We start from the raw sequence: 24,202 nt of genomic DNA on the forward strand, positions 1-24,202 counted from the left end.
ACCCTCTCCCGCGAGCGGGAGAGGGGACAACGCGGGGCATTCATGGCATCGCTCCCGCGCGCATGCGCACCGCGGCGCGCTGCACCGCGTCGAGAATTTCAATGTGCGTGCCGCAGCGGCACAGGTTGCCCGACAGCTCCGCGCGAATGCGCGCCTCGCTGGCCTGCGGGTCGCGTGCCAGCAGCGCCGCCGCCTGCATCACCATGCCGTTGAGGCAGTAGCCGCACTGCGCGGCCTGTGCGTCTTCGAACGCGGCCTGCACCGGGTGCCAGCTGCCGCGCGCGCCGAGCCCTTCGAGCGTGGTGACCGCGCGGTGCGCCACGCCGTGCGCAGGAATCACGCAGGCGCGCGCCGCCACGCCGTCGACATGCACGGTGCATGCGCCGCACTGCCCCAGCCCGCAGCCGTACTTGGGGCCGTTCAGCCCCAGGTCGTTGCGCAACACATGAAGCAGCGTCGCCTCGCGCGGCACGCCCTCCAACGATCGCGCCTGGCCGTTGACCTGCAGGTGCAGCGGCTCAGCGCCGCAACTGGCCGTCACGGGTGTACATCTCCAGGTCCACGAAGGTCGAGCCGTTGTGGTTCTTCGCGCTGTACTCGATGGGGAAGTCGCCCATGCGCGTGCTGCCGATGCTTTCCAGACCGGCAATGAAGCTGTCGCGCGTGAGCGTCTTGCCGCCGCGGCGCAGGCCTTCGACCATCACGCGCGCGACGATGTAGCCCTCCAGCGCGGTGTAGCTGTCGATCTTCTCGCCGAACTCCGCGCGGTCGCGCTGGTAGTCGGCCACGATGGGCACGCGCTGCGCCTGCGGCGGCGGCACGATGCTGGCCGTGACCAGGCCCGCGAGCTTGCCGTCGAGCCGCTTGGCGGAGCCGGCCGCGTCGGTGATGCCGACCGACAGCGTGTACAGCGGCGCGCCGCCGGCGCCCGCGCGGTAGTCGCGCATGAACACCTCGACCATGCGGCCCGCCATGATCATCACGACCGCGCCCGGCTTGGCTTCCGCCAGGCCGGTGACGACGGTCTTCGCGTCTTCCGCCGTGATGGCCAGCGGGAAGGTCTTGACCACCTTCACCTTGTGGTCGGCCGCCAGCTCCTCGCAGGTGGCGAGGTTCGACTTGCCGAAGGCGCTGTCCTGGTAGACCACCGCGATCGACTGGATGCCGATGGTCGAGAGGTGGCTGATGATCTTGCGCAGCTCCAGGTCGTAGCCCGCGCGCACGTGGAACAGGTAGCGGTTGACCTTGGTGCGGAACGAGCTGGTGCCCACCAGCGGCGCGAACATCGGCACGCCCGCCTTCTCGGCCAGCGGCATCGCGGCGGCCAGGTTGCCGGTGGCCACGTAGCCGGTGAGCGCGAAGACCTTGTCCTCGTCGATCAGCTTGGCCGTGTTGACGGCGGTCTTGGCCGGATCGTAGGCATCGTCGTAGGTGACGAGTTCGATCTTGCGGCCGTTGATGCCGCCCGACTTGTTGACGCGGTCGAAGTACAGCTTGATGCCCGCGCGGTAGTCGACGCCGAAGTCCTTGGCCGGACCGCTGAACACGGCCGACTGGCCGATGCGGATGGTGGTGTCGCTCACACCGTTGTCCGCGCGTGCCTGCCGCAGCAGGCCGGGGCCGAGGGCCAGGGCCGCGCCGCCCGCCACCATGGCGCGCCTTGAGATCGAAAGCTTCATGCGTCGTTGTTCTCTGGGTTCTCGTGGGTCTTGCTGCTGTTGCCGCTGCTGCTGTCGCTGATGTCGCGGCTGTTCAAGCGGCCTGGATGTCGGCGGACTGGATGCGCTTGACGCCCTTGGCCGCCATCTGCTTCCACGCCGCGGCCAGCGAGCCGTTGAGGTCGATGCCGCGCGTGGCGTCCTCGATCACGTAGGCGTCGAAGCCGGCCTTGCGCGCGTCCATCGCGGTCCAGGCCACGCAGAAGTCGGTGGCCAGGCCGGTGACGTACACCGTCTTGATGCCGCGCGCCTTCAGGTAGCCGGCCAGGCCCGTGGCCGTCTTGTGGTCGGCTTCCTCGAAGGCCGAGTAGCTGTCCATGTCCTTGTGGAAGCCCTTGCGGATCACGAGCTGCGCGGTCGGCACCTTCAGCTCCTTGCCGAGCGCGGCGTCGTCGGTGCCCTGCACGCAGTGGTCGGGCCACAGCACCTGCGTGCCGTAGCTGAGCTTGGTGGTCTCGAAGGGCTTCTTGCCGCTGTAGGTGCTCGCGAACGACGCATGGCCGGCCGTGTGCCAGTCCTGTGTGACGACGATGTTCTCGAACGCGGGCGCCAGTGCGTTGATCACCGGAATGACTTCGTTGCCGCCCTTCACCGCCAGCGTGCCGCCGTCGAGAAAGCAGTTCTGCACGTCGACCACGATCAGCGCCGCCTTGGCGCCGGGCTTGATCTTGCCGGCCGCGAAGGCGTTGAAACCGAGGCTGCCGAGACCGCCGGCCAGCCCGAGGGCGGCGGCGGATTTCACGAGGGTTCTGCGATGCATGGCGTGGACTCCGGTGGGTTGAAGAAGAACAACAAGCTCAGACGCTGAGGTAGGCGCGGCGCACTTCGTCGTTGGCCGCAAGCTCGGCCATGGTGGCGTGGTAGCGGATCTGCCCCTTCTCGAGCACATAGGCGCGGTCGGACACCAGCTCGGCGAAGTGCATGTTCTGCTCGGACAGCAGGATGCTCACGCCCTGCGCCTTGAGCTCCAGGATCATGTTGGCCATCTGCTCGACGATCACCGGCGCCACGCCTTCGGAGGGTTCGTCGAGCAGCACCAGGTACGGGTTGCCCATGAGCGTGCGCGCCACGGTGAGCATCTGCTGCTCGCCGCCGCTCATGCGGCCGCCCGGACGGTTGGGCATTTCGCCCAGGTTGGGGAACAGCTTGAACAGGCGCTCGGGCGTCCACAGCGGCGCGTCGGTGCCGTCGGCCCAGCGGCGCGCGGGCTGCTTGCCGACCTCGAGGTTCTCGGTGACGGTGAGGTCGGTGAACACGCGCCGGTCTTCGGGCACGAAGCCCAGGCCCAGGCGCGCGGCCACGTGCGGCTCGCTCCTGGAGATGTCGTGGCCCAGGAAGCGCACCGCGCCGCGGCGCTTGGACAGCATGCCGATCAGCGTCTTCAGCGTGGTCGACTTGCCCGCGCCGTTGCGCCCCATGAGCGCGACCACTTCGCCGCGCCGCACTTCGAGATCGACGTCGTACAGGATCTGCGCGGCGCCATACCAGGCGCACACGGCCTTCGCTTCGAGCAACAGTTCTCCGCTCATGCGGCTTCTCCCAACGCGGCCGAGACCGCTGCAGCCTTCTCGGCGATTTTTTCGAATGTCTTGCCGCTGCCGAAGTACACCTCCTGCACCTTCGGGTGGTCACGGATCTCCAGCGGCTTGCCCTGCGCGATGAGGCGCCCGCGCGCCAGCACGATCATGCGGTCGGCGTACGCGAACACCACGTCCATGCTGTGCTCGGTGAAGAGCACCGCCAGGCCGCGCTGCACCACCAGCTCCTTGGTGAGCGCCATGAGCGAATTGCGCTCCTTGGGCGCCATGCCCGCGGTGGGCTCGTCCATGAGCAGCAGCTTGGGCGCATTGGCCATGGCGATGGCCAGTTCCACGCGCTTGACGTCGCCGTAGGCAAGCTCGCTGCAGGGCCGGTCGGCCTGCGCCTTCATGCCGACCTGGTCGAGCAGCACCAGCGCCTCGTCGCGCTTGTGGTCGGCGGCGCGCCGCCACATGGAGAACAGCTTGCCGTCGTGCGAGAGCATCGCCATCTGCACGTTCTCGGCGACGGTGAGCGAGGCGAAGGTCTCGGCGATCTGGAACGTGCGGCCCACGCCCTTGCGCCAGATCGCGCGCGGCTTCTGGCCGACGAGCTCGTGGCCGTCGAACAGGATCGAGCCCTGGTCGGCCTTGAGCTGGCCGTTGACCATGTTGAAGGTGGTGGACTTGCCGGCGCCGTTCGGGCCGATGAGGGCGAGCAGCTCGCCGGCTTGCAGCTCGAAGCTGATGCCGTCGACCGCCTTGACGCCGCCGAAGGACTTGCCGAGGTTCTCGACCTTGAGCAGGGGGGTGTGGGAGGTGGTGGTCATGCCTTGGCCTCCTTCGCCTCGGCGGCAACCGCCGGCGCTGCATCGGGCTTGGTCCGGCGCAGCAGGCGTTCGGTCAGCTGCTTCGCGAAGCCCGCGATGCCCTGCGGGAACAGCAGCACGAGGATCAGGATGATGGCGCCCAGCGTGGCGCGCCAGTAGTCGGTGTTGCGCGCCACGGTGTCGTGCAGCCAGCTGAAGGTGACGGCACCGACGACCGGCCCCGCCAGCGTCTGGATACCCCCCAGCAGCACCATCACCAACCCATCCACGGACTTGTCGACACTGAGGCTCTCCGGCGAAATGCTCCCCTTGGAGAACGCATAGAGCGACCCAGCCAGCCCCGCCGCCGCACCTGCGATGACAAACGCAGTCCACTGCATGCGCTTCACGTCGATGCCGATCGCATCCGCGCGCAGCACCGAATCGCGCCCCGCGCGCAGCGCATAGCCGAAGGGCGAGAACAGCACGCGGCGCAGCAGCAGGATGCCGGCGGCCACCAGCACCAGCGTGAGCCAGTAGTACGCACGCTTGTCCGACAGCCACTCCGACGGCCACACGCCCGTGAGCCCGTTGCTGCCACCGGTGAAGGAGTCCCACTGGTAGACGATGGCCCAGGTGATCTGCGCGAAGGCCAGCGTGAGCATCGCCAGGTACACGCCCGACAGCCGCACCGCGAACCAGCCGTAGACGAAGGCGCCGATGGCCGCGACCACCGGGGCCACGATGAGCGCCACCTCCATCGGCAGCCCGCTCGCACGCACCAGCAGCGCGGCGCCGTAGGCCCCCAGGCCGAAGTAGGCCGCGTGGCCGAACGAGTGCATGCCGGCCGGGCCCATGATGAAGTGCAGGCTCGCGGCGAACAGCGCGGCAATCAGCAGGTCGATCATCAGCACCGTGGTGTAGGGCGAATCGGCCGTGAGCAGCGGCATGGCCATGAGCACCACGCCCAGCGCGGCCACCAGCCACAGGTAGCCCTTGCTCGCGCGGCGCAGCGGCTCCTCGGCCATGCCCACGTAGCGGCTCGGCGCCTGCGGCCGGCCGAACAGGCCCCACGGACGCCACACCAGCACCACGGCCATGACGATGAAGTCGACCACCAGCGTGAGCTTGGAGAAGGACACGCTGTAGCCGAAGATGTCCACCACGCCGAGCCAGATGCACACGGCCTTGATCTCGGAGATGAGCAGGGCCGCCGCATAGGCGCCCGGAATGGAGCCCATGCCGCCCACCACCACGACCACGAAGGCCGCGCCGATGGTGTTGAGGTCCATCGCCAGCGTGGCCGGTTCGCGCGGCAGCTGCAGCGCGCCGCCCAGGCCCGCGAGCATGGCGCCGAGGCCGAACACCGCGGTGAAGAGCCAGGCCTGGTTCACGCCCAGCGCGCTGACCATCTCGCGGTCTTGCGTGGCGGCGCGCACCAGCGTGCCCCAGCGGGTGCGCGTGAGCAGCAGCCACATCAAGCCGAGCACGACCGGGCCGACCACGATCAGGAACAGGTCGTAGGTCGGGAACTGGCGGCCCAGGATCTCGACCGAGCCCGACAGGCCCGGCGCACGCGGGCCGAGCAGCTCGTCAGGGCCCCAGAAATAGAGCACCGCGTCCTTGATGACCAGCACCAGGGCGAAGGTGGCCAGCAGCTGGAACAGCTCCGGCGACTTGTAGATGCGGCGCAGCAGCACCATCTCGATCAGCGCGCCGAGGATGCCGACCGCGATCGCGGACAGCACCACGGCAGGCCAGAAGGCCATGCCGCCGCCGAGCTTCTCGACCAGCGTGTAGGCCAGGTAGATGCCGACCATGAAGAAGGAGCCATGCGCAAAGTTGACGATGCGCGTGACGCCGAAGATCAGCGACAGGCCGGCCCCCACGAGGAACAGCGACGAAGCCGACGACAGCCCGGTGAGGAACTGAAGCAGCAATGACGAAAGACTCATCCGAAGGCCCTTTGGTGGCGGTTTTCATTCATGGGGGAAGCGCCCGCATTCGATGTGTGGCTCGGCGGCTGGCGCCGTCGTGCCCCACCCCTCCCCTCCCCCGCAGGGGTAGGGAGAGAGCCGGCGACACGACATGCGCGCAGCCTGGGGGCGAGCCGATCAGTCTGCGGCGCGGGACTTCTTGACGTCTGCAGCCGAAGGCTGGAACTTGGCGCCGTCGAAGTAGGTGTAGTCGACCATCACGCCCTTGCCGTTCTCGTTCTTCGTCTTGCCGACGAAGGCGCCCATGGTGGACTGGTGGTCTTCGGCGCGGTAGCTGATCTTGCCGAACGGCGTGTCGACCTGCAGGCCCTTGAAGGCTTCGACCAGCTTCGGCGTTTCGGTGCCCTTGGCCTTGGCGATGCCGGCCGCGACCGACTTGATCATGCTGTAGCCCACCACCGAGCCCAGGCGCGGGTAGTCGTTGTACTTGGCGTGGTACGCGAGGAAGAAGGCCTTGTGCTCGGGCGTCTGGATGCCATACCAGGGGTAGCCGGTGACGATCCAGCCGTTGGGCGTTTCGTCCTTCAGCGGGTCGAGGTACTCGGGCTCGCCGGTCAGCACGCTGACGACCGAGCGGTCCTTGAACAGGCCGCGCGTGTTGCCTTCGCGCACGAACTTCGACAGGTCGGCACCGAACAGCACGTTGAAGATCGCGTCGGGCTTGGCGTCGGCCAGGGCCTGCGCCACGGCGCCGGCATCGACCTTGCCCAGCGGCGGCGCCTGTTCGGCGACGAACTCGACGTCGGGCTGCGCGGCCTTCAGCAGCGTCTTGAAGGCGGCCACGGCCGACTGGCCGTATTCGTAGTTGGGGTACACGACGGCCCAGCGCTTCTTCTTGAGCTTGGCGGCCTCGGGCACGAGCATGGCGGCCTGCATGTAGGTGCCGGGGCGCAGGCGGTAGGTGTACTCGTTGCCGCCCTGCCAGGTCATCTTGTCGGTCAGCGGCTCGCCGGCCAGGAAGAAGATCTTCTTCTGCTTGGCGAAGTCGGCCACGGCCAGGCCGGTGTTCGACAGGAAGGTGCCGGTGAGCACGTCGATCTTCTCGCGCGCCACCAGCTCTTCGGCCACACGCACGGCGTCGCCGGGGTTGGCGTTGTCGTCGCGCGTGATGAGCTCGACCTTGCGGCCGTTGACGCCGCCCTTGGCGTTGATCTCTTCGACCGCCAGCTCCATGCCCTTCTTGTAGGGCTCGAGGAAGGCGGGCTGCGACTTGTAGCTGTTGACCTCGCCGATCTTGATCACACCCTGCGCGTGCGCGGGAACGAGAGCAGTGGTCAGCGCGGCGAGGGCCGCGGCGCTGAAGACGTGACGCAATGGGTTCATGGAAACAACTCCTTGGGATCGAAAGAGAAAAGAAAACACCGTGAGTGAGCGAGTGCGAAGGCGGCTTCAGCGAAGGCCGTCTTCGCCCTTGATTTCATGCGCCTGCAGGCCGCCGATGCGCGGCAGCGGACGGCCGCTGTCGGTGACGGCAACCGCCACCACGATTTCGTTGGCGCGCGGCGCGTCGGACACGCGGGCCTCGATGGCGTCGAAGTGGCTGCGCACGAAGGCCGCGTCCTTGTGGCCCAGCGGCACGTCGATGGCGGTGCCCAGCGTGCCCTGCTTCTTGGCCGAAGGCACGAGCGCCGCACCCTTCTCGACCGCCACGCGCAGCGGCGCGCCCAGCTTGGGATGCAGGATGGCCGCGGCGTGCTCGAGCTCGCCGCGCTCGCCGACGATGGCGGCCTTGCCGTAGCTCTGCGCCTGGCCGGGCTCGATGCCCAGCGCCTTCACGGCCTTCTGGCCCAGCAGCGCGCCGAGCTCCTCGCCGATGGCGATGAGCTCGTCGAGGTTCTCGCTGTAGCGCCCGGCGTACGGGTTCTCGATGACGGCGATGGCGACGGCGCGGCGCGTGGGCGGCGTGACGTCCCGGCCCATTTCCTTGCGGGTTTCATCGACCTGGATGACGAGCTTGCGGATGTTGGCGGTCATGTTCTGTGTGTTCCTTGTCTTGTCTCTGTGCAGTGCGGTGCGTGCCTGTTTGCTCGGCGGCTCAGCGCAGGCCGTCCCACTTGGCGATGTCCTTGGCCAGCAGGCCGCCGACGCGCGCATGGATGCGGTAGCCGGTGCTCATCGCGAGGATGAACACGATCTCGTCGGCCGCCGGCGCACCGGGCACGCGCACCTCGATGGCGTCGAACTGCCCGCGCACGTAGCTGGCGTTGATGTTGGTCAGCGGCACGTCGAGCGCTGCGCCGGGCGGGCCGACCTTCTTGGTGGACGGCACGATCGACAACGCATTGCCGGGCTGGCCGGTCTTCTTTTCTTCGACCGTGCCCGCCGTGTAGGCCGCGCGGTCGCCCTTCCAGCCGAGCAGCTCGCGCATGGCGTAGCCGCCGGGCACATGCCACAGCGCGCCGTGCTCGAGCTCGCCGTCGGCACCGACGATGGCGCCCTTGCCGTAGGTGGCGATCTGCTCGAGCGGCACGTCCATGGCGGCGTGCAGCCGGTGCGCCATGTCGACGCCCACGGGGTCGAGCAGCGCCATCATCGGCAGGATGTCGGGCTCGTAGCGGCCCGCGAACGGATTGGTCAGCACGGCGCCGATGGCACCGCGCACCAACGGCGTGTCGGCACGGGGCCCGAACTCGTGGTGGATGTGCTCGACCTGGGTGAAGACGCGTCGGATTTCGATCATGAAGAAGAACCTTGCTTTTCGTTAAGCAAATACTGAACCAACTGATTTCGGCAGCTCCGTCTTGAGCGCCTTCGAGCATAAGGGCTCGACAAGTCGCCACTGCCCCTGACAAACGAGTAGAGCGGCCCACACGAGCCCGCCTTTTTGCAGGACCTTGGCGCACACCGCGCCCGTATCGAGTGCGCTGCGCACCTGCGCGGACGCGAGCGCGGGCACGTCGACGGTGACGAGGGTGTCGCCCAGGTCGCTGTTGTCCTTGCACTCGCTCGCGGGGCGCCGCGCGATGGCGTCGTCGTCCACGTCGACCGCGTTGGCGATCACGGTGGCGGCCGCATCGGCCTGCGCCGCGGTGGGGGCCAGCACCGTCACGCTGTCGGCGATGCCCAGCGAGAAACTGCGACCGCGCCAGCCGCTGGTGGCCACGCCGCGCACGGGCTGGTCGGCGCGCAGCTCGAACTGGCCGTCGGTGGTGAGGAGGCCGCTCTTGCCTTCGATGCTCTCGCGCCAGTCGAAGCGCGCGATGTCGGCGAACACGCCCACGCGCGCCGACTGGCCGGGCGCGAGATGCAGCGCGATGTCGCCGCCGTTGTTGATCCACGCGCGCTCGATGCCGGGGCGCTCGTAGAACGCGATGAGCTCCTGCGCCACCGAACCGGCAACGGCCGCCATCGGCGTGATGAAGGTCGGCGAGAACGCGGCGCACGCGTCCCACATGCGGCGCGCCACCACGCTGCGCGGGCGCATCCGGTCCGTCACCGGCAGGCGCAGCAGCGGCAGTTCGAGCACCAGCTCGTCGAGCACGTGGACGAAGCGCGCCCACGCCGCGTCGTGCGCGGCCGCGACGGCGTACGGGTCGCCATGCGCCTCGGCCACGATGTCGATCGGGCCGTGGTTGAAGTGCCAGCGGCTGCTGTCGAGCGCGCTGCGTTGGGCGGTCATGGTCAGCCCAGCATGGGGGTGTGGCCGAGCGGCCACGGGTTGGCGTCGTCCATCGCCAGCCATTGGCGCGCGAGCGGTGCGCCGTCTTCCTGCCACGCGCCGCGCGCGAGCGCCTGCTCGAGCGGGAAGATGTGCTCCATGTGGCCGCCGAGCGCGGCGTAGTCGTCGCGCCGCATGCTGAACTCGATGGGCGCGACGATGGCCGGCGTGGGCACGGTGCCGAAGCTGTTGTCGGGCATGCGCATGACGTCGGCCATCACGGTGATGCCGCCGCCGGGCCACACATAGGCCGGCGCGCCGCCGCAGGTGACGTTGACCAGCGCGCGCTTGATGGCACGCGTGAGCAGCACCGGGTTCTCGGTGACGCCGGCGCGCAGGCTGCCGCCCGCACCACCGAGGAACAGCACGGTGCACAGCGATGGTTCGCAGTTCTCGCCGATGCGCTCCACGATGCGCCTCACCTCGGCGGGCATCGGCTGCTCCACGGGCTGCAGCGCGTCGTCGAGCACGTACCACTGTGCGTGCTCGCCGGTGGTCGAGGTCATGAGCAGGCGCAGGCCGGGGCGGGCCACGCCCTCTTCCCAGCCTTCGATGATGGACAGCGGATCGGCGATGTCGGTGCCGCCCCAGCCGTTGCCGGGGTTGGCCACCTGGAAGTAGCGCCCGGGCGTCGACTTGCGACCCAGCATGTGGATGCCCGAGGGCGGCATGTCGAGGCAGCGGCCGGCCTGGTGCTCGGTGAGCACGCCGGTGATGTGGTCGTCGACCACCACCACCTCGTCGGCCACGCCCGCGAACTGGCGCGCGAAGATGCCGACCGCCGCGGAGCCGCAGCCCACGCGCATGCGCTGCTCTTCCACGCCGTTGACGATGGGCGCCTTGCCGGCCTGGATCACGAGGGTGGAGCCGCCGTCGATGGTGCACTCCACCGCCTTCTTGTTGCCCAGCAGCTGCATCAGCTCGGCCGTCATGCGGCCTTCCTTCTTGCTGCCGCCGGTGAGGTGGTGCACGCCGCCCAGCGAGAGCATCTGCGAGCCGTACTCGGCCGTGGTGACGTGGCCCACCACCTCGCCGCGGTAGCGCACGTTGGCCTGCTCGGAGCCGAGGAAGCGGTCGGTGTCGATCTTCACCTTGAAGCTGCAGTAGCTGAAGATGCCTTCGGTCACCACCGTGACCATGTCCACGCCCTTGGCCTTGGAGGCCACGATGAAGGGGGCGGGCTTGTAGTCGGGGTAGGTGGTGGAGGAGCCCACGCCGGTGACGAACACCTCGTCGGCGTGCAGCAGGTCGCCGTTCCAGTCGGGCGCATTGGCGACGGCCTCGGCCGTGGCGGGCTCGGCGCCGGGACGGTCGAAGGCCACCAGCGCCGGCGCCTCGCTCTCGATCGTGCGGCGCAGCAGCACCACCGGGTCGACGCGCACCAGCACGCCTTCGCGGTTGGCGTAGCGGTCGCATGCGCCGGTGCGCCCGTCGGAGATCTGGCACAGAACCGGGCAGGCGTTGCACTCGACCTTGGCCGTGCTCATGCGGTCGTTGCGCGGCGGCGCCTTGCCGAAGGTGCTGGCGTCGGCCAGCACGGGCATGTCGATGCCGGGGAGGCCATCTGTCTTGGTGTGTTCAGTCATCGGGGCGATCTCGTGGGGCGTGTCAGGCATGTGTGAGGAGCGAATCCGGTGCGGGGGTCTTTGTCTTTTTTCTTTGCAACAAACGTGCCGTGCGAGCGCTTGTGCACCGACTTCCGTTTGTGTAGCATTCCCTACACTTTCATGTTGCGTTCACTACATTCGAGATCAATGTAGCAAACGGGCCCGATGCTTGCAATGGTGTTTTCTCGCGATGTTCATCGGGGTTTTTCCGACCAACGACAATGGAGGGTTCGCAGCCGGCCGACGTTTCATGCCCCAAGGGCGTGCATGCCGGCTCAGCCAGCCCCCCTTGTTTCCAACCTACTCTTGAGTTCCGTATGAGTGCATTCAGCGAAGAACGCGTCCTGAGCGTCCACCACTGGACCGACCGCCTGTTCACCTTCACCACCACGCGCGACCCCGCGCTGCGCTTCTCGAACGGTCATTTCACGATGATCGGCCTGAAGGTCAACAACAAGCCCCTGCTGCGCGCGTACAGCATCGTGAGCCCGAACTACGAGGAGCATCTCGAGTTCCTGAGCATCAAGGTGGAAGAAGGCCCGCTGACCTCGAAGCTGCAGCACATCCAGGTGGGCGACACCGTGATCGTGGGCCGCAAGCCGACCGGCACGCTGCTGATCGACTACACGCTGCCGGCCAAGCGCCTGTACCTGTTCGGCACGGGCACCGGCCTCGCACCGTTCATGAGCATCATCCGTGACCCGGACACCTACGAGAAGTTCGAGCAGGTCATCCTGGTGCACGGCGTGCGCCAGGTCGACGAGCTGGCCTACCACGACCTCGTGACCGACCACCTGCCCAAGCACGAAGTGCTGGGCGAGATGATCGAGAAGCAGCTGCTGTACTACCCCACGGTCACGCGCGAGGAATTCCGCAACCAGGGCCGCATCACCGACCTGATCGAGAGCAACAAGCTCACCGACGACCTCGGCCTGCCGCCGCTGAACGTCGAGGAAGACCGCGTCATGCTGTGCGGCAGTCCCGGCCTGCTGGTCGACCTGAAGCACATCCTGGAAAAGCGCGGCTTCAAGGAAGGCAACACCTCGACGCCGGGCGACTTCGTCGTCGAGCGCGCCTTCGCCGAGAAGTAAGCAGGACGTCGCGCGCACGATGGCCGACAGCCGCACCGCCGCCAAGCCCAAGCCTCAGCGCCGCACCGGCGTGCGCGAGGCGGCCGCCCAGGCCACGCGCGACAGCATCCTCAAATCGGCGACCAAGGTGTTCGCCAGGTACGGCTACGACGGCGGCAGCGTGGAGAAGATCTCCAAGGCCGCCAAGTCGTACGACCGCATGATCTATTACTACTTCGGCAGCAAGGAAGGCCTCTTCATTGCGGTGCTCGAAGGCATCTACAAGCGCATGGACGACGCCGAGGCCGCCATCGCGCTGGACGTGTCGCGGCCGGTGGAGGCGCTCACCGAAGTCATTCGCTTCGTGCTGGGCTACTACCGCAAGAACCCCGAATTCGTCACGCTGCTGAACACCGAGAACCTGCACAAGGGCCGGCACATTTCGAAGTCGCTGCGCGCCCGCGAATACTCGTCGCGCGCGGTGGCCATCATCGAGGAGATCCTTGCCAGCGGCGCCGCGCAGGGGCTGTTCCGCAAGGATCTGGTGGCGCGCGACATCTACCTGCTGATCGCGTCCACGGGTTATTTCTACACCTCCAACCGGCACACGCTCACCGCCTTCCTGGGTGAGCCGCTGGAGTCGCCGGAGGCGATCACGCACTGGGAAGATTTCGTGATCGAGACGCTGCTGCGCACGGTGCGCGCGGACGAGCCACAAGACAACACACCACCCCACGAGGACACATCGAAATGGCAGAAATCGCAGCCGGCGGCAAGTCGGGCAAGGTCGTCATCAAGAACATAGGGCTGCTGCTCTCGGGCGACATCGACAAGCCCATCCTGGACGCGGACACCATCGTGGTGAACGACGGGCTGATCGTCGCGGTCGGCAAGGAAAAGGACTGCGACCTCGAAGGCGCGCAGACCGTCATCGACGCGCGCAAGACCTGCGTGGCGCCCGGGCTGATCGACAGCCACGTGCACCCGGTGTTCGGCGACTGGACGCCGCGCCAGGGCCAGCTCGGCTGGATCGACTCCACCATGCACGGCGGCGTGACCACCATGATCTCCGCCGGCGAGGTGCACCTGCCCGGCCGCCCGAAGGACATCGTCGGACTGAAGGCGCTGGCCATCACGGCGCAGCGCTCGTTCGACAACTTCCGCCCCAACGGCGTGAAGGTGCTGGCCGGCGCGCCCGTGATCGAAAAGGGCATGGTCGAGAACGACTTCAAGGAACTCGCCGAAGCCGGCGTGGGCCTGCTGGGCGAAGTGGGCCTGGGCACGGTCAAGGCGGGCTACGAGGCCAAGGAAATGGTCGCCTGGGCGCGCAAGTACGGCATTCAGAGCACGATCCACACGGGCGGGCCGTCGGTGCCGGGCTCGGGCTACATCGACAAGGACACGGTGCTGGAGGCCGATGCCGACGTCATCGGCCACATCAACGGCGGCCACACCTCGCTGCCCGAGGCGCATGTGTGCGAGCTGTGCGAGAAGAGCACGCGCGCGATCGAGATCGTGCACAACGGCAACGAGAAGGTGGCCATCGCGGCGGCAAGGGCCGCGATCGAACTGAAGTGCCCCCACCGGGTCATCCTGGGCACGGACGGCCCCGCAGGCTCCGGCGTGCAGCCGCTGGGCATCCTGCGCATGGTGGCCTTCATCTCGGCCTTCGCCAACATTCCGGCCGAACAGGTGTTCTGCTTTGCCACGGGCAACACGGCGCGCATCCGCAAACTCAACTGCGGCCTGATCGAAGTGGGCCGAGACGCCGACTTCGTCTTCATGGACCGTGCGCAGCATTCGCCCGCCAAGGGCCTGCTCGAAAGCGTGCAGCTGGGCGACCTGCCGGGCGTGGGCATGGTGATGATCGACGGCATCGTGCGCTCGGGCCGCAGCCGCAACACGCCGCCCGCGACCGAGATTCCGGTGGTGGTGTCCGGCGCGCACTGAGCGCCGGCCGGGCACTGCGGCGCTCAGCCGCCGCGGTGCGAGCGAAAGACCAGGTAGCGCGCCGACAGGAAGTTGACGCTCATGCCCGCCACGCTGCCCACGGCCACGCCGAGGGCAGCCGCCCAGCGCCCCTCGACCCAGTGCAGGGTCAGCACATAGGCGCCGTAGTTGAGCACCGCGCCGCCGGCCATGGTGGCCAGGTAGCCCAGGTATTCACGCCAGACGGAGCGGCCGGCCGCCGCGCTCGCTGCACTCGCCGCGAAGGTGTAGCGCCGGTTGAAGGCCCAGGTGGTGGTGGCCGCCGCCAGGAACGACACCACCCGCGCCACGTACCAGCCCAGCAGCGGCGCCAGCAGGTACAGCACCACCACGTCGACCACGAGCCCGATCACGCCGACCACGGCGAACGACAGGAACTCGCGCCCGATCTTCATGGCGCGGCGGACGAAGCCCGCTCGCGCACGCCCGGAATGGCGAGGTAGCGCAGGCGCTTGGCCTCCTGGCGCCCCAGCGTGACGGTGTGCATGACGATGCCGCACACGAAGGACAGCATCGCGCCCAGCATCGCGCCCGTGGCCAGCACCGCCGTGGGGAGCCGGGGCACCAGGCCGGTGTGCATGTAGGTCATGAACAGCGGCACCACCAGCGCGATCGACAGCAGCACCAGCACCCCCGCGATGGTCGAGAAGAACTGCAGCGGCCGCTCGCTCACGAACAGCTTGCAGATGGTCTTCAGGATGCGCCAGCCGTCGCGGTAGGTCGACAGCTTGCTGACCGAGCCTTCGGGCCGCGTGCTGTAGGCCGTGCTTTCCTCGGCGTAGGGCATGCGCAGTTCGAGCGCGTGCACGGTGAGTTCGGTCTCGGTCTCGAAGCCGCGCGACAGCGCGGGAAACGACTTGGCATAGCGCCGCGAGAACACGCGGTAGCCCGAGAGCATGTCGGTGAGCGCGCCGCCGAACAGCTGCGCCACGGCGCCGGTGAGCATGCGGTTGCCCAGCCGGTGGCCGGCGCGGTAGGTGAGCGCGTCGTGGCCGTCGTCCACGCGGTTGCCCACCACCATGTCGAGGTTGTCGCCTACCAGCCGGTCGATGAGCCGGCGCGCGGCACCGGCGTCGTAGGTGGCGTCGCCGTCGACCATCACGTACACGTCGGCCTCCACGTCGGCGAACATGCGCCGCACCACGTTGCCCTTGCCGCGCAGCGCCACGTGCGTGACGGTGGCGCCGGCCGCGCGCGCGACGGCGGCGGTGTCGTCGCTGGAGTTGTTGTCGAAGACGTGGATCTGCGCCTCGGGCAGCGCGGCACGGAAGCCGGCCACCACCTGGGCGATGGCCAGCGCTTCGTTGTAGCAAGGGATGACGGCGGCAATGCGCAAGGCGCTGCGGCGGTCGCGGACGGCAAGGGCTTCGGTGTCGGTCATGGTGCTGCGGCGGGAAGGATACGGTAGACCCGGCTGCCGTCTTTCTCGTACTGCACCGCGAAGTACCTGTCGAAGTCGACACGCGCGCTGAACACCGGCACCACCGCGTTCGGCAGCACGATGGCGGTGAAGCCCAGGCCGCCGAGCTTGCGCGCCAGGTCGCCGCCCGACAGCGCGCCGAAATCGGTGTAGCGCCAGGGGCCGAGCGTGTCGCCCCAGATCGGGTTGGGGCCGTAGTAGATGGCCTCGTTCAAGGCAATCTGATAGACGCGGCCGGTGGCGTTGTGGCGCAGGTAGTCCATGACGGCATAGCCCGGCACATGCTGGCGCAGCACGGCCTCGCGCGCCTCGGGCGTGGTCGAGACCATGGCGACCTTCACCGCGGTCTGGCGCACCGCCACGGCGGCCAGCACGGCCAGCAGCAGCACGAGCACCCAGTCGCCCGCGCGGGCGCCGGAGCGCGCGGTGTCGCGGCTCATGGCGCCGGTGGCCACAGTGGCTGTAGCGGAGGCTGCAGAGGTTGCGGCATCGGACGCGGGCTTGTTCCCGCTCATGCGGCGCACGCCGGCCGCGGCCCAGCCGAACAGCACCTGCCAGCCGATGGCCGCGATGGCCGCCAGCAGCGGGAACGAGGCCGTGAGGTAGCGCGGGTAGCGCGAGGTCACGACCCACACGACCACCGAGTACAGGCAGAACCAGCCGGCGGCGCGCACCGCGGCCGAGCGCTTCCACAGCACGCTGAACGGCGCGAAGAACACGGCCCAGATCAGCGCGTTGGGCAGCTCGGCGTGCACGCGCACGTCGGCCACCTGCTGCACGTAGTCGGCCGGCGTCCACTCGGTGAAGCCGAACACGCGCGCGCCGATCGGGTTGAACGGGTCGCCGGTCATGATGGCGTTGCGCGCGTACCAGTAGATGCACGGGAGCAGGAAGCAGGCGAACACCAGCGCCCAGGCCTTGACCCGGCGCTCGTGGCGGATGACGAACAGCGTCACCAGCGGCAGGAAGATCAGCGCCTGGTACTTCGAGCCCGCGGCCAGGCCGAGGCAGAAGCCGGCCACGCCGAGCCAGTGCATGCCGCCATGAATCCCCTTGCCGACTTTGCCGGCCTTGCCCGGTTCGCCCGGCTCCGATTCGCGCCACCACCACAGCGCCACGCAGGCCGACAGCACGAACAGCGCCACGCCCATGTCGATCAGCGCGTTGGAGTAGTCGCCCAGCCCCAGCCAGATGGCCGCGCCGATGCAGCCCGTGAGCCGGCTGGCGTGCAGCACGCCCAGGCGGTAGACCATCACCACCGACAGCGCGCCCGCCAGCGCATTGAGGAAGTGCGGCAGCACGTCGTCGCCCACCTGCAGCGCGGCGGCGTAGAGCAGGTTGTAGTTGTACGGGAACCAGGGGTAGCGCAGCCACTCGTGGATGCCCAGCGAGCCCTGCTGCGCCACCTGGCGCGCGTAGGGCAGGTGGTACATGAGCTCGTCGAAGGCGATGGGCGGGGCCAGCGGGGCGACCAGCGCGGGCAGCGCCACCAGGGCCAGCGCGATCATCGCGACGCGCTCGACGTAGCGCCACGGCACGGCAACCTCGTTCGCGCGCATGGCACGCAGCTCGCGCCGCTCGCGCAGCCACGACGGCAGCTGCACCGCCGCGGCCACGAAGCCCGCCACGACCACCGTCACGGTCGCGGCGGTCTTGAAGGCGCCGAAGATGGCGAGCGCCTGGAACGCGCAGATGAAAAAGCCCACGCCCAGCGACACGGCCATGGCCGCCTCCAGCGCGGCGTCGCGGCGCGGCGGCGGCGCCAGGCGGCCCAGCAGGGCGCGGCCGAAACCCCAGCAGCTGAAGACAAAGACCGCCAATGCCGCGTAGTGCGCGGCTGCAAACATCAGCTTCTGAATAACAACTCCCGGGGCCGGTCGGCCACGCCGGCCGGCAGGTTCAAAGGTTCGGTGCCAGCAGGCGCTCGAGCTCGGCTTCGCTCTGCTTGCGCCGCGCGGCCTGGTCCTGCAGCTGGTCGTGCCCGATCTTGCCGACGTTGAAGTACGTCGCATCGGGGTGACCCAGGTAGAAACCACTGACGCTGGCGGCGGGCATCATAGCGAGGCTTTCCGTCAGGGTCATGCCAATGTCCGCGCAACCCAGAAGGTCGAACATCGGGCCCTTCACGCTGTGGTCGGGGCAGGCCGGGTAGCCCGGCGCCGGGCGGATGCCGCGGTATTTCTCCGCGATCATGTCGTCGTTGCTCAGGCCTTCCTCGGGCGCGTAGCCCCACAGGTCGGTGCGCACGCGGTGGTGCATCGCCTCGGCAAAGGCCTCGGCCAGCCGGTCGGCCAGGGCCTTGAGCATGATGGCCGAGTAGTCGTCGAGGTCGTCGATGAAGTACTTCTCCTTCTTCTCGACGCCCAGCCCGGCCGTGACGGCGAACATGCCCACGTAGTCCTTCAGGCCGCTGTCCTTGGGCGCGACGAAGTCCGACAGGCAGCGGCTCGGGCGCATCACGCCGTCGATCTGCTGCTTCTCGGTCTGCTGGCGCATGCCGTACCAGGTGAGCGCCACTTCGCTGCGGCTTTCGTCGGTGTACAGCTCGATGTCGTCGTCGTTCACGGTGTTGGCCGGCCAGAAGCCGATCACGCCGCTGGCGCTGAGCCAGCGCCCTTCGATGAGGCGCTTGAGCATGCGCTGGCCGTCGGCGTACACGCGCACGGCCTCGGTGCCGACGATCTCGTCCTTCAGGATGGCTGGGAACGGGCCCGCCAGGTCCCAGGTCTGGAAGAACGGGCCCCAGTCGATGTACTTGGCCAGCTCCGTGAGGTCGAAGTTCTTGAACAGGCGCCGGCCGATGAACTTGGGCACCGGCGGCAGGTGGCTCGCGAAGTCGACCGGGGTCTTGTTGGCGCGCGCCTTGGCCAGCGGCCACAGCGGCACCTGCTTCTTGTTGGCGTGCTGCGTGCGCACCTTGTCGTAGTCGGCGTTGATCTCGTCGATGTACGTGGCGGCCTGGTCGGAGAGCAGGCTCTGCGCCACGCTCACGCTGCGCGAGGCGTCGGGCACGTAGACCACGGGGCCTTCGTAGTGCGGCGCGATCTTCACGGCCGTGTGCACGCGGCTGGTGGTGGCGCCGCCGATCATGAGCGGGATCTTCTTGATGCGGAAATGGTCGTCGCGTTGCATCTCGCCGGCCACGTACTGCATTTCTTCCAGGCTCGGCGTGATCAGGCCGCTCAGGCCCACGATGTCCGCGCCCTCGACCTTGGCACGCGCCAGGATCTCGTGGCACGGGACCATCACGCCCATGTTCACCACTTCGAAGTTGTTGCACTGGAGCACGACGGTGACGATGTTCTTGCCGATGTCGTGCACGTCGCCCTTCACGGTGGCGATGATGATCTTGCCCTTGGTGCGCACATCGCGCCCCGCGGCCTCGTCGCGCAGCTTTTCTTCCTCGATGTAGGGCAGCAGGTGGGCCACGGCCGACTTCATGACGCGCGCCGACTTGACCACCTGCGGCAGGAACATCTTGCCGGCGCCGAACAGGTCGCCCACGATGTTCATGCCGTCCATGAGCGGGCCTTCGATCACGTGCAGCGGGCGGCCGCCCTTGGCCAGGATCTGCTGGTAGGCCTCTTCGGTGTCCTCGACGATGAAGTCGGTGATGCCGTGCACCATGGCGTGCGACAGGCGCTGGTTGACGTGCACCGGGTTGTCCGGCGTGCCACGCCACTCGAGGCGCTTGCTCTCGTCTTTCGCGCCGCTCTTGGCGGTCTCGGCCACTTCGACCAGGCGCTCGCCCGCGTCGGGCCGGCGGTTGAGCACCACGTCTTCCACGCGCTCGCGCAGCGTGGGCTCCAGGTCGTCGTACACACCGACCATGCCGGCGTTGACGATGCCCATGTCCATGCCCGCCTGGATCGCGTGGTACAGGAACACGGTGTGGATGGCCTCGCGCATCGGGTCGTTGCCGCGGAAGCTGAAGCTCACGTTGCTCACGCCGCCCGACACCTTGGCGCCCGGCAGGTTCTGCTTGATCCAGCGCACGGCGTTGATGAAGTCGACCGCGTAGTTGTCGTGCTCCTCGATGCCGGTGGCGATGGCGAAGATGTTCGGGTCGAAGATGATGTCTTCGGGCGGGAAGCCCACCTCGTCGACCAGGATGCGGTAGGCCCGTTCGCAGATCTCGACCTTGCGCGCGTAGGTGTCGGCCTGGCCCTTCTCGTCGAAAGCCATGACCACCGCGGCGGCGCCGTAGCGCTTGACCAGCTTGGCCTCGTGCTTGAACTTGTCCACGCCCTCCTTCATGGAGATGGAGTTGACGATGCCCTTGCCCTGGATGCAGCGCAGGCCGGCCTCGATGACGTCCCACTTCGAGCTGTCGACCATCACCGGCACGCGCGCGATGTCGGGCTCGCTGGCAATCAGGTTCAGGAAGCGGACCATGGCGGCCTTGCTGTCGAGCATGGCCTCGTCCATGTTGATGTCGATCACCTGCGCGCCGTTCTCCACCTGCTGGCGCGCGACGGCCAGGGCGTCTTCGAACTGGCCGTTCAGGACCATGCGCGCGAAGGCCTTGGAGCCGGTGACGTTGGTGCGCTCGCCGATGTTGACGAACAGCGTGCCCGCGCCGATGGCGACCGGTTCGAGACCGGAGAGCTTCATGGGGGGCGGAGCGGCCTGGGCGCCGGAAGCGCCGAAAGCGCTGGGAGCGCCGGAAGAGGAATCTGGGGTGGCTGGAGCGGAAATCTGGGACATGGCCTCACCTGCGGAAGAGTCGAACAGGCGAGCGTCGTTGTCGCCCCAAGCCTGACGGCGGGCCTGTGAGGCCCACCGCTGCAACGCTCCTTGGGAAGTCGCGCATTTTAGGGCGATTCGAAACCTGCCGGGGGGAAACCCCAGTTTCCATTCCCGCCTCGATCCACAGAATGCGGCCACCGTTTCCGAACGAACGTTCGTTTTTTTAACCAACGCGAAAGCGACGAAAGGGAGTGCCGAATGGCCAAGACGTGGAACGTGGTTCTTTGCTGCGCAATGGCAGCCGCAGCGACTCTGGTGACACCCGCGGCCCGGTCGGCCGCCAGCGGCAGCTCGACACTGGTCACGGCACGCGCCACGTCCAGCGAGGCGAAGACGAAATACCCCATCGTGCTGGTCCACGGCCTGCTCGGCTTCGACAACCTGCTGGGCGTCGACTACTTCTACGGCATTCCCGATGCGCTGGCCGGCGCGGGTGCCCGGGTCTACGTGGCCCAGATGTCGGGCACCAACACCTCCGAGATCCGCGGCGAGCAGCTGCTGCAGGAGCTCAAGACCATCCGCGCGATGGAGAAGAACCCCACGCTCAAGTTCAACCTGATCGGCCATTCGCAGGGCGCGCCCACGGTGCGCTACGTGGCCGCCGTGGCACCCGACATGGTCGCCTCGGTCACCTCGGTGGGCGGCGCCAACGGCGGCTCGAAGGTGGCCGATCTGCTGGCGAAGCTGCCCGAAGGCGGCATCGGCCAGACCGTGGTGGTGAAGGCCGTGGGCCTGCTCACGAGCGTGATCGGCTTTCTCTCGGGCAAGGACCCGGGCCAGCTGCCCGAGGTGCCGCTGAACGCGCTGGCCTCGCTGACCACCGCGGGCGGCGCGGCCTTCGACGCCAGCTTTCCGCAGGGCCGGCCCGCGCCGGGCGCCTCGTGCGACGTGAAGAGCGGCGCGGCGCTGGTCAACGGGGTGCGCTACTACTCGTGGTCGGGCGTGTCGACCGGCTTCAACCTGTTCGACCTGAGCGACGCGCCGCTGTCGGCGCTGGGCACCCTCGCCTTCTTCGGCGAGGCCAACGACGGCCTGCTCGCCACCTGCACCACCCGCCTGGGCACGCACCTGGGCGACTACCGCCAGAACCACCTCGACGAGGTCAACCAGGTGCTCGGCAACACCTACGGCAGCCAGTTCCCGTACTACGAGAAGAAGGTGCCGGCGATCTTCAAGGAACAGGCCGCGCGGCTGAAGAGCGCGGGGCTCTGAGCGCATTGGCCTTGGCATCTCGCACGCGCTGGACGCTGTGGGCCGCGGGCGGCGCGCTGCTGCTCGCCGTGGGCGGCGGCTGGCTGGCGGCCGGCTCCGACGTGGCCGACCTTCCGGCCCCCATGCCGGAAACACAGGGCACCGCAGCTGCCGCCGCGCCGAGCCCCGAACCCCGGCCGCTCGCGGCACCCGCCGCGCCGGACGCGCTGCTGAGCAGCGGCCTTATCGCCATCTTCGACCAGGTGCTCTCCGAGGCCCAGGCCGACAGCAAGGCCACGCTCATGGCCCGCGCCCCCGCCCTGCTGGCCAGGCACCTGCGCGAAGACTGGCGCGTGCGCGCCCTGGGGCTGCTGGAACGCTACGTCGACATGCACGAGGCGCTGGTGACGCTGCCGCCGCCCGCGCCCGGCGACCCCGCGCAGCTGCGCCGCAGCCTGGAGGCGCGCGAGGCGCTGCGCCGCCAGTACTTCAGGCCCGAGGAAATCGAAGGCCTGTTCGGCGACCAGATCCGGCAGGACCGCTTCATGACGGAAAAGCTGGAGGCGCTCGCCAACACCGCCCTCACGCCCGAGCAGCGCACCGCCGCGCTGGCGCAGAGCGAGCAGGCCTGGCTCTCGCCGGAGCAGCGCGAGGTGCGCCGCGAGGCCGTGGCGCACGGCGACGTGATGCGCCAGACCGAGGCGCTGGACGCGCGCGGCGCGAGCCCGCAGGAGCGCTTTGCCGCGCGCAGCGAGGTCTACGGGCATGAAGTGGCCAGCAACCTCGCGGCGCTCGACCAGCAGAACCAGGAATGGAACGCCCGGATCGACCGCTACGCGCGCGCCTCCGAGGCCGAGCAGGCCCGGCTGCGCGAGACGCTGTTCAACGACACCGAGCGCCTGCGCCTGAACGGCGCCCTGGCGATGCGCGCCGCCGGCGCACGCAAGCCTGCAGCGACCGGCAATGGCAGTTAAGTAAGCGCAGGCTTACGTGGTTTTTATGCCGGTTGTGCTTCGCCCGTGGCGGAGGCGGGCAGGCCGAACACGCGGTCGAAGACCCAGTTGAAGACGAAGGTGTAGACCAGGAAGAACACCACCAGGCCCAGGTCCATCACCAGCGCCTGCCACAGCGACACGCCCAGGCCCCAGGCGAACATGGGCACCAGGAAGGCGATCAGCCCGCCCTCGAAACCGATGGCGTGGGCGATGCGGCGGCGCACGCTGCGCCCGCGCACGGCCTGGCGCGATTCCCAGCGCTCGAACAGCGCATTGAAGACCAGGTTCCAGATCACCGCGATGACCGACGCGCCCACCGCCAGCACGCCCGAATGGCCCAGGCCGGCGTCCGTCATCAGCGCCAGGCCGGCGCTGGCCGCGACGATGGCGATGCCTTCATAAAGGCTGATGTAAACGATTCGACGCTGAATGCCCTGCATGACGCTTCTCTTTGGTTGTTGACTGCGATGACTGGACTTTATGTGTCCCTTGCTGATATAAAAAGTTAACTTGTTTCAGTTTTATTGATAGATCGACCGCCATGGCCTTCTCCAGCGACAACGTCGAAGTCTTCCTGGCCGTGATCGACCACGGCTCCTTCTCGGCCGCGGCGCGGGCTTTGCGCAAGGTGCCGTCGGCCGTCAGCATGGCCATCGCCAACCTCGAGGCCGAGCTCGACCTGCCGCTGTTCGACCGCAGCGGCCGCGAGCCCCAGCCCACGCCCGCGGCGCGTTCGCTGGAGCCGCAGGCCCGGCTGCTGGCGGCGCAGCTGCGGCAGCTGCAGGTGCAGGCGCTGGCACTCACGCAGGGACTGGAAGACCGGCTCACGCTGGCCATTGCGCCCGAGCTGCTGGCCGCGCCGTGGAGCGGCCCGCTGGCCGAGCTGGCGCGCGAGCACCCGCTGCTGCAGGTCGAGGTGCTGGCCGCGCCGCAGGCCGACGCGCTGGACCTGCTGCACAGCGGCCGCGCCCAGTTGGCGCTGGTGTTCGAGCGCCCGAGCCTGGATGGCCGCGAAGGCTTCCAGGAGGTCGGCAGCGACCTGATGGTGGCCGTCATCGCACCCGACCACCCCGTGCTGGCGACCAACGGCGGCCGGCTGCGCGAGGACCACCTGACCAACACCCGGCAGATCGTGGTGGCCGGGCGCGACCTGGCCACCAGCGACCCGCGCTTCGTGTTCGCGCGCCACGTCTGGCGCACCGACAACGCGCTGGCCGCGCTGAGCCTGATCACCGCCGGGCTGGGCTGGGGCTGGCTGCAGCGCAACTTCGCCAAGCCGCACGTGGCGGCGGGCGCGCTGATCGAGATTCCGTTCGAGAACCTCAGCAACGGGCTCGACCTGTGGGTCGACGTGGTGTGGTCGCGCGAGCGCCCGCTGGGGCTGGGCGCACAGCGCTTCGTCTCGCTGATCGCGCGCGACCGGCAGGCCGCGGGGACCTGCGGCGTCAAGACCGGCGGAATCTAGGCCGGGCGGGCAGCCGG

At 68.5% G+C, this 24,202-nt stretch carries 22 protein-coding genes and 1 riboswitch; of the genes, 6 read left to right on the forward strand and 16 right to left on the reverse strand.

Annotated features, from left to right (window positions below; translation table 11 throughout):
- Positions 1–40 precede the first annotated feature (40 nt).
- The 11 genes from BM013_RS14100 to BM013_RS14150 all read right to left on the reverse strand — a co-directional run bounded on the left by BM013_RS14100 (position 41) and on the right by BM013_RS14150 (position 11,285).
- Positions 41–541: a (2Fe-2S)-binding protein gene (locus BM013_RS14100; protein WP_093127994.1), complete on the reverse strand. Its 501-nt coding sequence runs from the start codon at positions 539–541 to the stop codon at positions 41–43.
- Entirely contained in the window at positions 519–1,679 is a 1,161-nt protein-coding gene (locus BM013_RS14105; protein WP_256219898.1) for an ABC transporter substrate-binding protein, read from the reverse strand. Before BM013_RS14105 ends, BM013_RS14100 begins: the two co-directional genes overlap by 23 nt.
- A 73-nt stretch (positions 1,680–1,752) precedes the next feature.
- Positions 1,753–2,478 (reverse strand): bifunctional nicotinamidase/pyrazinamidase, encoded by a 726-nt coding sequence (pncA, locus tag BM013_RS14110; protein WP_093127997.1) that lies wholly within the window; start codon positions 2,476–2,478, stop codon positions 1,753–1,755.
- A 37-nt stretch (positions 2,479–2,515) separates the two neighbouring features.
- Positions 2,516–3,247, reverse strand: coding sequence for an ABC transporter ATP-binding protein (locus tag BM013_RS14115; RefSeq protein ID WP_093127998.1), 732 nt, complete (start codon positions 3,245–3,247; stop codon positions 2,516–2,518).
- Complete coding sequence (locus BM013_RS14120) at positions 3,244–4,065, reverse strand: ABC transporter ATP-binding protein (protein WP_093128000.1); 822 nt, start codon at positions 4,063–4,065, stop codon at positions 3,244–3,246. The genes BM013_RS14115 and BM013_RS14120 overlap by 4 nt, the downstream gene beginning before the upstream one ends.
- Complete coding sequence (locus tag BM013_RS14125; RefSeq protein WP_093128001.1) at positions 4,062–5,999, reverse strand: ABC transporter permease; 1,938 nt, start codon at positions 5,997–5,999, stop codon at positions 4,062–4,064. Before BM013_RS14125 ends, BM013_RS14120 begins: the two co-directional genes overlap by 4 nt.
- A 159-nt stretch (positions 6,000–6,158) precedes the next feature.
- On the reverse strand, positions 6,159–7,364 hold the full coding sequence (locus tag BM013_RS14130) for an ABC transporter substrate-binding protein (RefSeq protein WP_093128002.1): 1,206 nt from the start codon (positions 7,362–7,364) through the stop codon (positions 6,159–6,161).
- A gap of 66 nt (positions 7,365–7,430) precedes the next feature.
- The gene (locus BM013_RS14135) at positions 7,431–8,015 is read right to left on the reverse strand and encodes an amino acid synthesis family protein (protein ID WP_093128004.1); all 585 of its coding nucleotides are present in this window, start codon (positions 8,013–8,015) and stop codon (positions 7,431–7,433) included.
- 61 nt (positions 8,016–8,076) lie between these two features.
- Complete coding sequence (locus tag BM013_RS14140) at positions 8,077–8,721, reverse strand: amino acid synthesis family protein (RefSeq protein WP_093128005.1); 645 nt, start codon at positions 8,719–8,721, stop codon at positions 8,077–8,079.
- A gap of 21 nt (positions 8,722–8,742) precedes the next feature.
- Complete coding sequence (locus tag BM013_RS14145; protein WP_093128007.1) at positions 8,743–9,660, reverse strand: UPF0280 family protein; 918 nt, start codon at positions 9,658–9,660, stop codon at positions 8,743–8,745.
- A gap of 2 nt (positions 9,661–9,662) precedes the next feature.
- Positions 9,663–11,285, reverse strand: coding sequence for a 6-hydroxynicotinate reductase (locus tag BM013_RS14150; protein ID WP_093128008.1), 1,623 nt, complete (start codon positions 11,283–11,285; stop codon positions 9,663–9,665).
- A gap of 338 nt (positions 11,286–11,623) precedes the next feature.
- Here BM013_RS14150 and BM013_RS14155 point away from each other — a divergent pair, with 338 nt between their 5' ends.
- From BM013_RS14155 to BM013_RS14165, 3 genes are read left to right on the forward strand one after another with little or no spacing between them, the layout of a single operon-like run.
- The gene (locus BM013_RS14155; protein ID WP_093128010.1) at positions 11,624–12,397 is read left to right on the forward strand and encodes a ferredoxin--NADP reductase; all 774 of its coding nucleotides are present in this window, start codon (positions 11,624–11,626) and stop codon (positions 12,395–12,397) included.
- Between the two features lie 19 nt (positions 12,398–12,416).
- On the forward strand, positions 12,417–13,181 hold the full coding sequence (locus BM013_RS14160) for a TetR/AcrR family transcriptional regulator (RefSeq protein WP_093128011.1): 765 nt from the start codon (positions 12,417–12,419) through the stop codon (positions 13,179–13,181).
- Positions 13,127–14,326: an amidohydrolase family protein gene (locus tag BM013_RS14165; RefSeq protein ID WP_093128013.1), complete on the forward strand. Its 1,200-nt coding sequence runs from the start codon at positions 13,127–13,129 to the stop codon at positions 14,324–14,326. The genes BM013_RS14160 and BM013_RS14165 overlap by 55 nt, the downstream gene beginning before the upstream one ends.
- A 23-nt stretch (positions 14,327–14,349) precedes the next feature.
- Here BM013_RS14165 and BM013_RS14170 read toward each other — a convergent pair whose 3' ends face one another.
- From BM013_RS14170 to metH, 4 genes are read right to left on the reverse strand one after another with little or no spacing between them, the layout of a single operon-like run.
- Positions 14,350–14,760 (reverse strand): GtrA family protein, encoded by a 411-nt coding sequence (locus BM013_RS14170; RefSeq protein ID WP_093128014.1) that lies wholly within the window; start codon positions 14,758–14,760, stop codon positions 14,350–14,352.
- Positions 14,757–15,746, reverse strand: a complete 990-nt coding sequence (locus BM013_RS14175; protein WP_093128016.1) for a glycosyltransferase — start codon at positions 15,744–15,746, stop codon at positions 14,757–14,759. Before BM013_RS14175 ends, BM013_RS14170 begins: the two co-directional genes overlap by 4 nt.
- Complete coding sequence (locus BM013_RS14180) at positions 15,743–17,632, reverse strand: ArnT family glycosyltransferase (RefSeq protein WP_093128017.1); 1,890 nt, start codon at positions 17,630–17,632, stop codon at positions 15,743–15,745. The genes BM013_RS14175 and BM013_RS14180 overlap by 4 nt, the downstream gene beginning before the upstream one ends.
- A 52-nt stretch (positions 17,633–17,684) precedes the next feature.
- Positions 17,685–20,492, reverse strand: coding sequence for a methionine synthase (metH, locus tag BM013_RS14185; protein WP_093128019.1), 2,808 nt, complete (start codon positions 20,490–20,492; stop codon positions 17,685–17,687).
- A 22-nt stretch (positions 20,493–20,514) separates the two neighbouring features.
- Positions 20,515–20,590: riboswitch (S-adenosyl-L-homocysteine riboswitch) on the reverse strand.
- A 199-nt stretch (positions 20,591–20,789) separates the two neighbouring features.
- On the opposite strand from metH, the gene BM013_RS14190 reads away from it, so the two are divergent.
- Positions 20,790–21,746 (forward strand): esterase/lipase family protein, encoded by a 957-nt coding sequence (locus BM013_RS14190; RefSeq protein ID WP_256221495.1) that lies wholly within the window; start codon positions 20,790–20,792, stop codon positions 21,744–21,746.
- A gap of 11 nt (positions 21,747–21,757) precedes the next feature.
- Positions 21,758–22,699: a lipase secretion chaperone gene (locus BM013_RS14195; RefSeq protein WP_093128022.1), complete on the forward strand. Its 942-nt coding sequence runs from the start codon at positions 21,758–21,760 to the stop codon at positions 22,697–22,699.
- Between the two features lie 23 nt (positions 22,700–22,722).
- Here BM013_RS14195 and BM013_RS14200 read toward each other — a convergent pair whose 3' ends face one another.
- Positions 22,723–23,160, reverse strand: a complete 438-nt coding sequence (locus BM013_RS14200) for a PACE efflux transporter (RefSeq protein WP_093128024.1) — start codon at positions 23,158–23,160, stop codon at positions 22,723–22,725.
- 101 nt (positions 23,161–23,261) lie between these two features.
- On the opposite strand from BM013_RS14200, the gene BM013_RS14205 reads away from it, so the two are divergent.
- Complete coding sequence (locus BM013_RS14205) at positions 23,262–24,185, forward strand: LysR family transcriptional regulator (RefSeq protein ID WP_093128025.1); 924 nt, start codon at positions 23,262–23,264, stop codon at positions 24,183–24,185.
- Positions 24,186–24,202: the final 17 nt, after the last annotated feature.

The sequence above is a fragment of the Variovorax sp. OK605 genome, from assembly GCF_900115445.1.
GTDB lineage: Bacteria > Pseudomonadota > Gammaproteobacteria > Burkholderiales > Burkholderiaceae_C > Variovorax.

Excerpts from the sequence above, each read along its gene's own strand:
- BM013_RS14105 (WP_256219898.1), bottom strand. The coding sequence starts at position 1,679 with ATGAAGCTTTCGATCTCAAGGCGCGCCATGGTGGCGGGCGGCGCGGCC.
- pncA (WP_093127997.1), bottom strand. The coding sequence starts at position 2,478 with ATGCATCGCAGAACCCTCGTGAAATCCGCCGCCGCCCTCGGGCTGGCC.
- BM013_RS14115 (WP_093127998.1), bottom strand. The coding sequence starts at position 3,247 with ATGAGCGGAGAACTGTTGCTCGAAGCGAAGGCCGTGTGCGCCTGGTAT.
- BM013_RS14120 (WP_093128000.1), bottom strand. The coding sequence starts at position 4,065 with ATGACCACCACCTCCCACACCCCCCTGCTCAAGGTCGAGAACCTCGGC.
- BM013_RS14125 (WP_093128001.1), bottom strand. The coding sequence starts at position 5,999 with ATGAGTCTTTCGTCATTGCTGCTTCAGTTCCTCACCGGGCTGTCGTCG.
- BM013_RS14130 (WP_093128002.1), bottom strand. The coding sequence starts at position 7,364 with ATGAACCCATTGCGTCACGTCTTCAGCGCCGCGGCCCTCGCCGCGCTG.
- BM013_RS14135 (WP_093128004.1), bottom strand. The coding sequence starts at position 8,015 with ATGACCGCCAACATCCGCAAGCTCGTCATCCAGGTCGATGAAACCCGC.
- BM013_RS14140 (WP_093128005.1), bottom strand. The coding sequence starts at position 8,721 with ATGATCGAAATCCGACGCGTCTTCACCCAGGTCGAGCACATCCACCAC.
- BM013_RS14145 (WP_093128007.1), bottom strand. The coding sequence starts at position 9,660 with ATGACCGCCCAACGCAGCGCGCTCGACAGCAGCCGCTGGCACTTCAAC.
- BM013_RS14150 (WP_093128008.1), bottom strand. The coding sequence starts at position 11,285 with ATGACTGAACACACCAAGACAGATGGCCTCCCCGGCATCGACATGCCC.
- BM013_RS14155 (WP_093128010.1), top strand. The coding sequence starts at position 11,624 with ATGAGTGCATTCAGCGAAGAACGCGTCCTGAGCGTCCACCACTGGACC.
- BM013_RS14160 (WP_093128011.1), top strand. The coding sequence starts at position 12,417 with ATGGCCGACAGCCGCACCGCCGCCAAGCCCAAGCCTCAGCGCCGCACC.
- BM013_RS14165 (WP_093128013.1), top strand. The coding sequence starts at position 13,127 with ATGGCAGAAATCGCAGCCGGCGGCAAGTCGGGCAAGGTCGTCATCAAG.
- BM013_RS14170 (WP_093128014.1), bottom strand. The coding sequence starts at position 14,760 with ATGAAGATCGGGCGCGAGTTCCTGTCGTTCGCCGTGGTCGGCGTGATC.
- BM013_RS14175 (WP_093128016.1), bottom strand. The coding sequence starts at position 15,746 with ATGACCGACACCGAAGCCCTTGCCGTCCGCGACCGCCGCAGCGCCTTG.
- BM013_RS14180 (WP_093128017.1), bottom strand. The coding sequence starts at position 17,632 with ATGTTTGCAGCCGCGCACTACGCGGCATTGGCGGTCTTTGTCTTCAGC.
- metH (WP_093128019.1), bottom strand. The coding sequence starts at position 20,492 with ATGTCCCAGATTTCCGCTCCAGCCACCCCAGATTCCTCTTCCGGCGCT.
- BM013_RS14200 (WP_093128024.1), bottom strand. The coding sequence starts at position 23,160 with ATGCAGGGCATTCAGCGTCGAATCGTTTACATCAGCCTTTATGAAGGC.
- BM013_RS14205 (WP_093128025.1), top strand. The coding sequence starts at position 23,262 with ATGGCCTTCTCCAGCGACAACGTCGAAGTCTTCCTGGCCGTGATCGAC.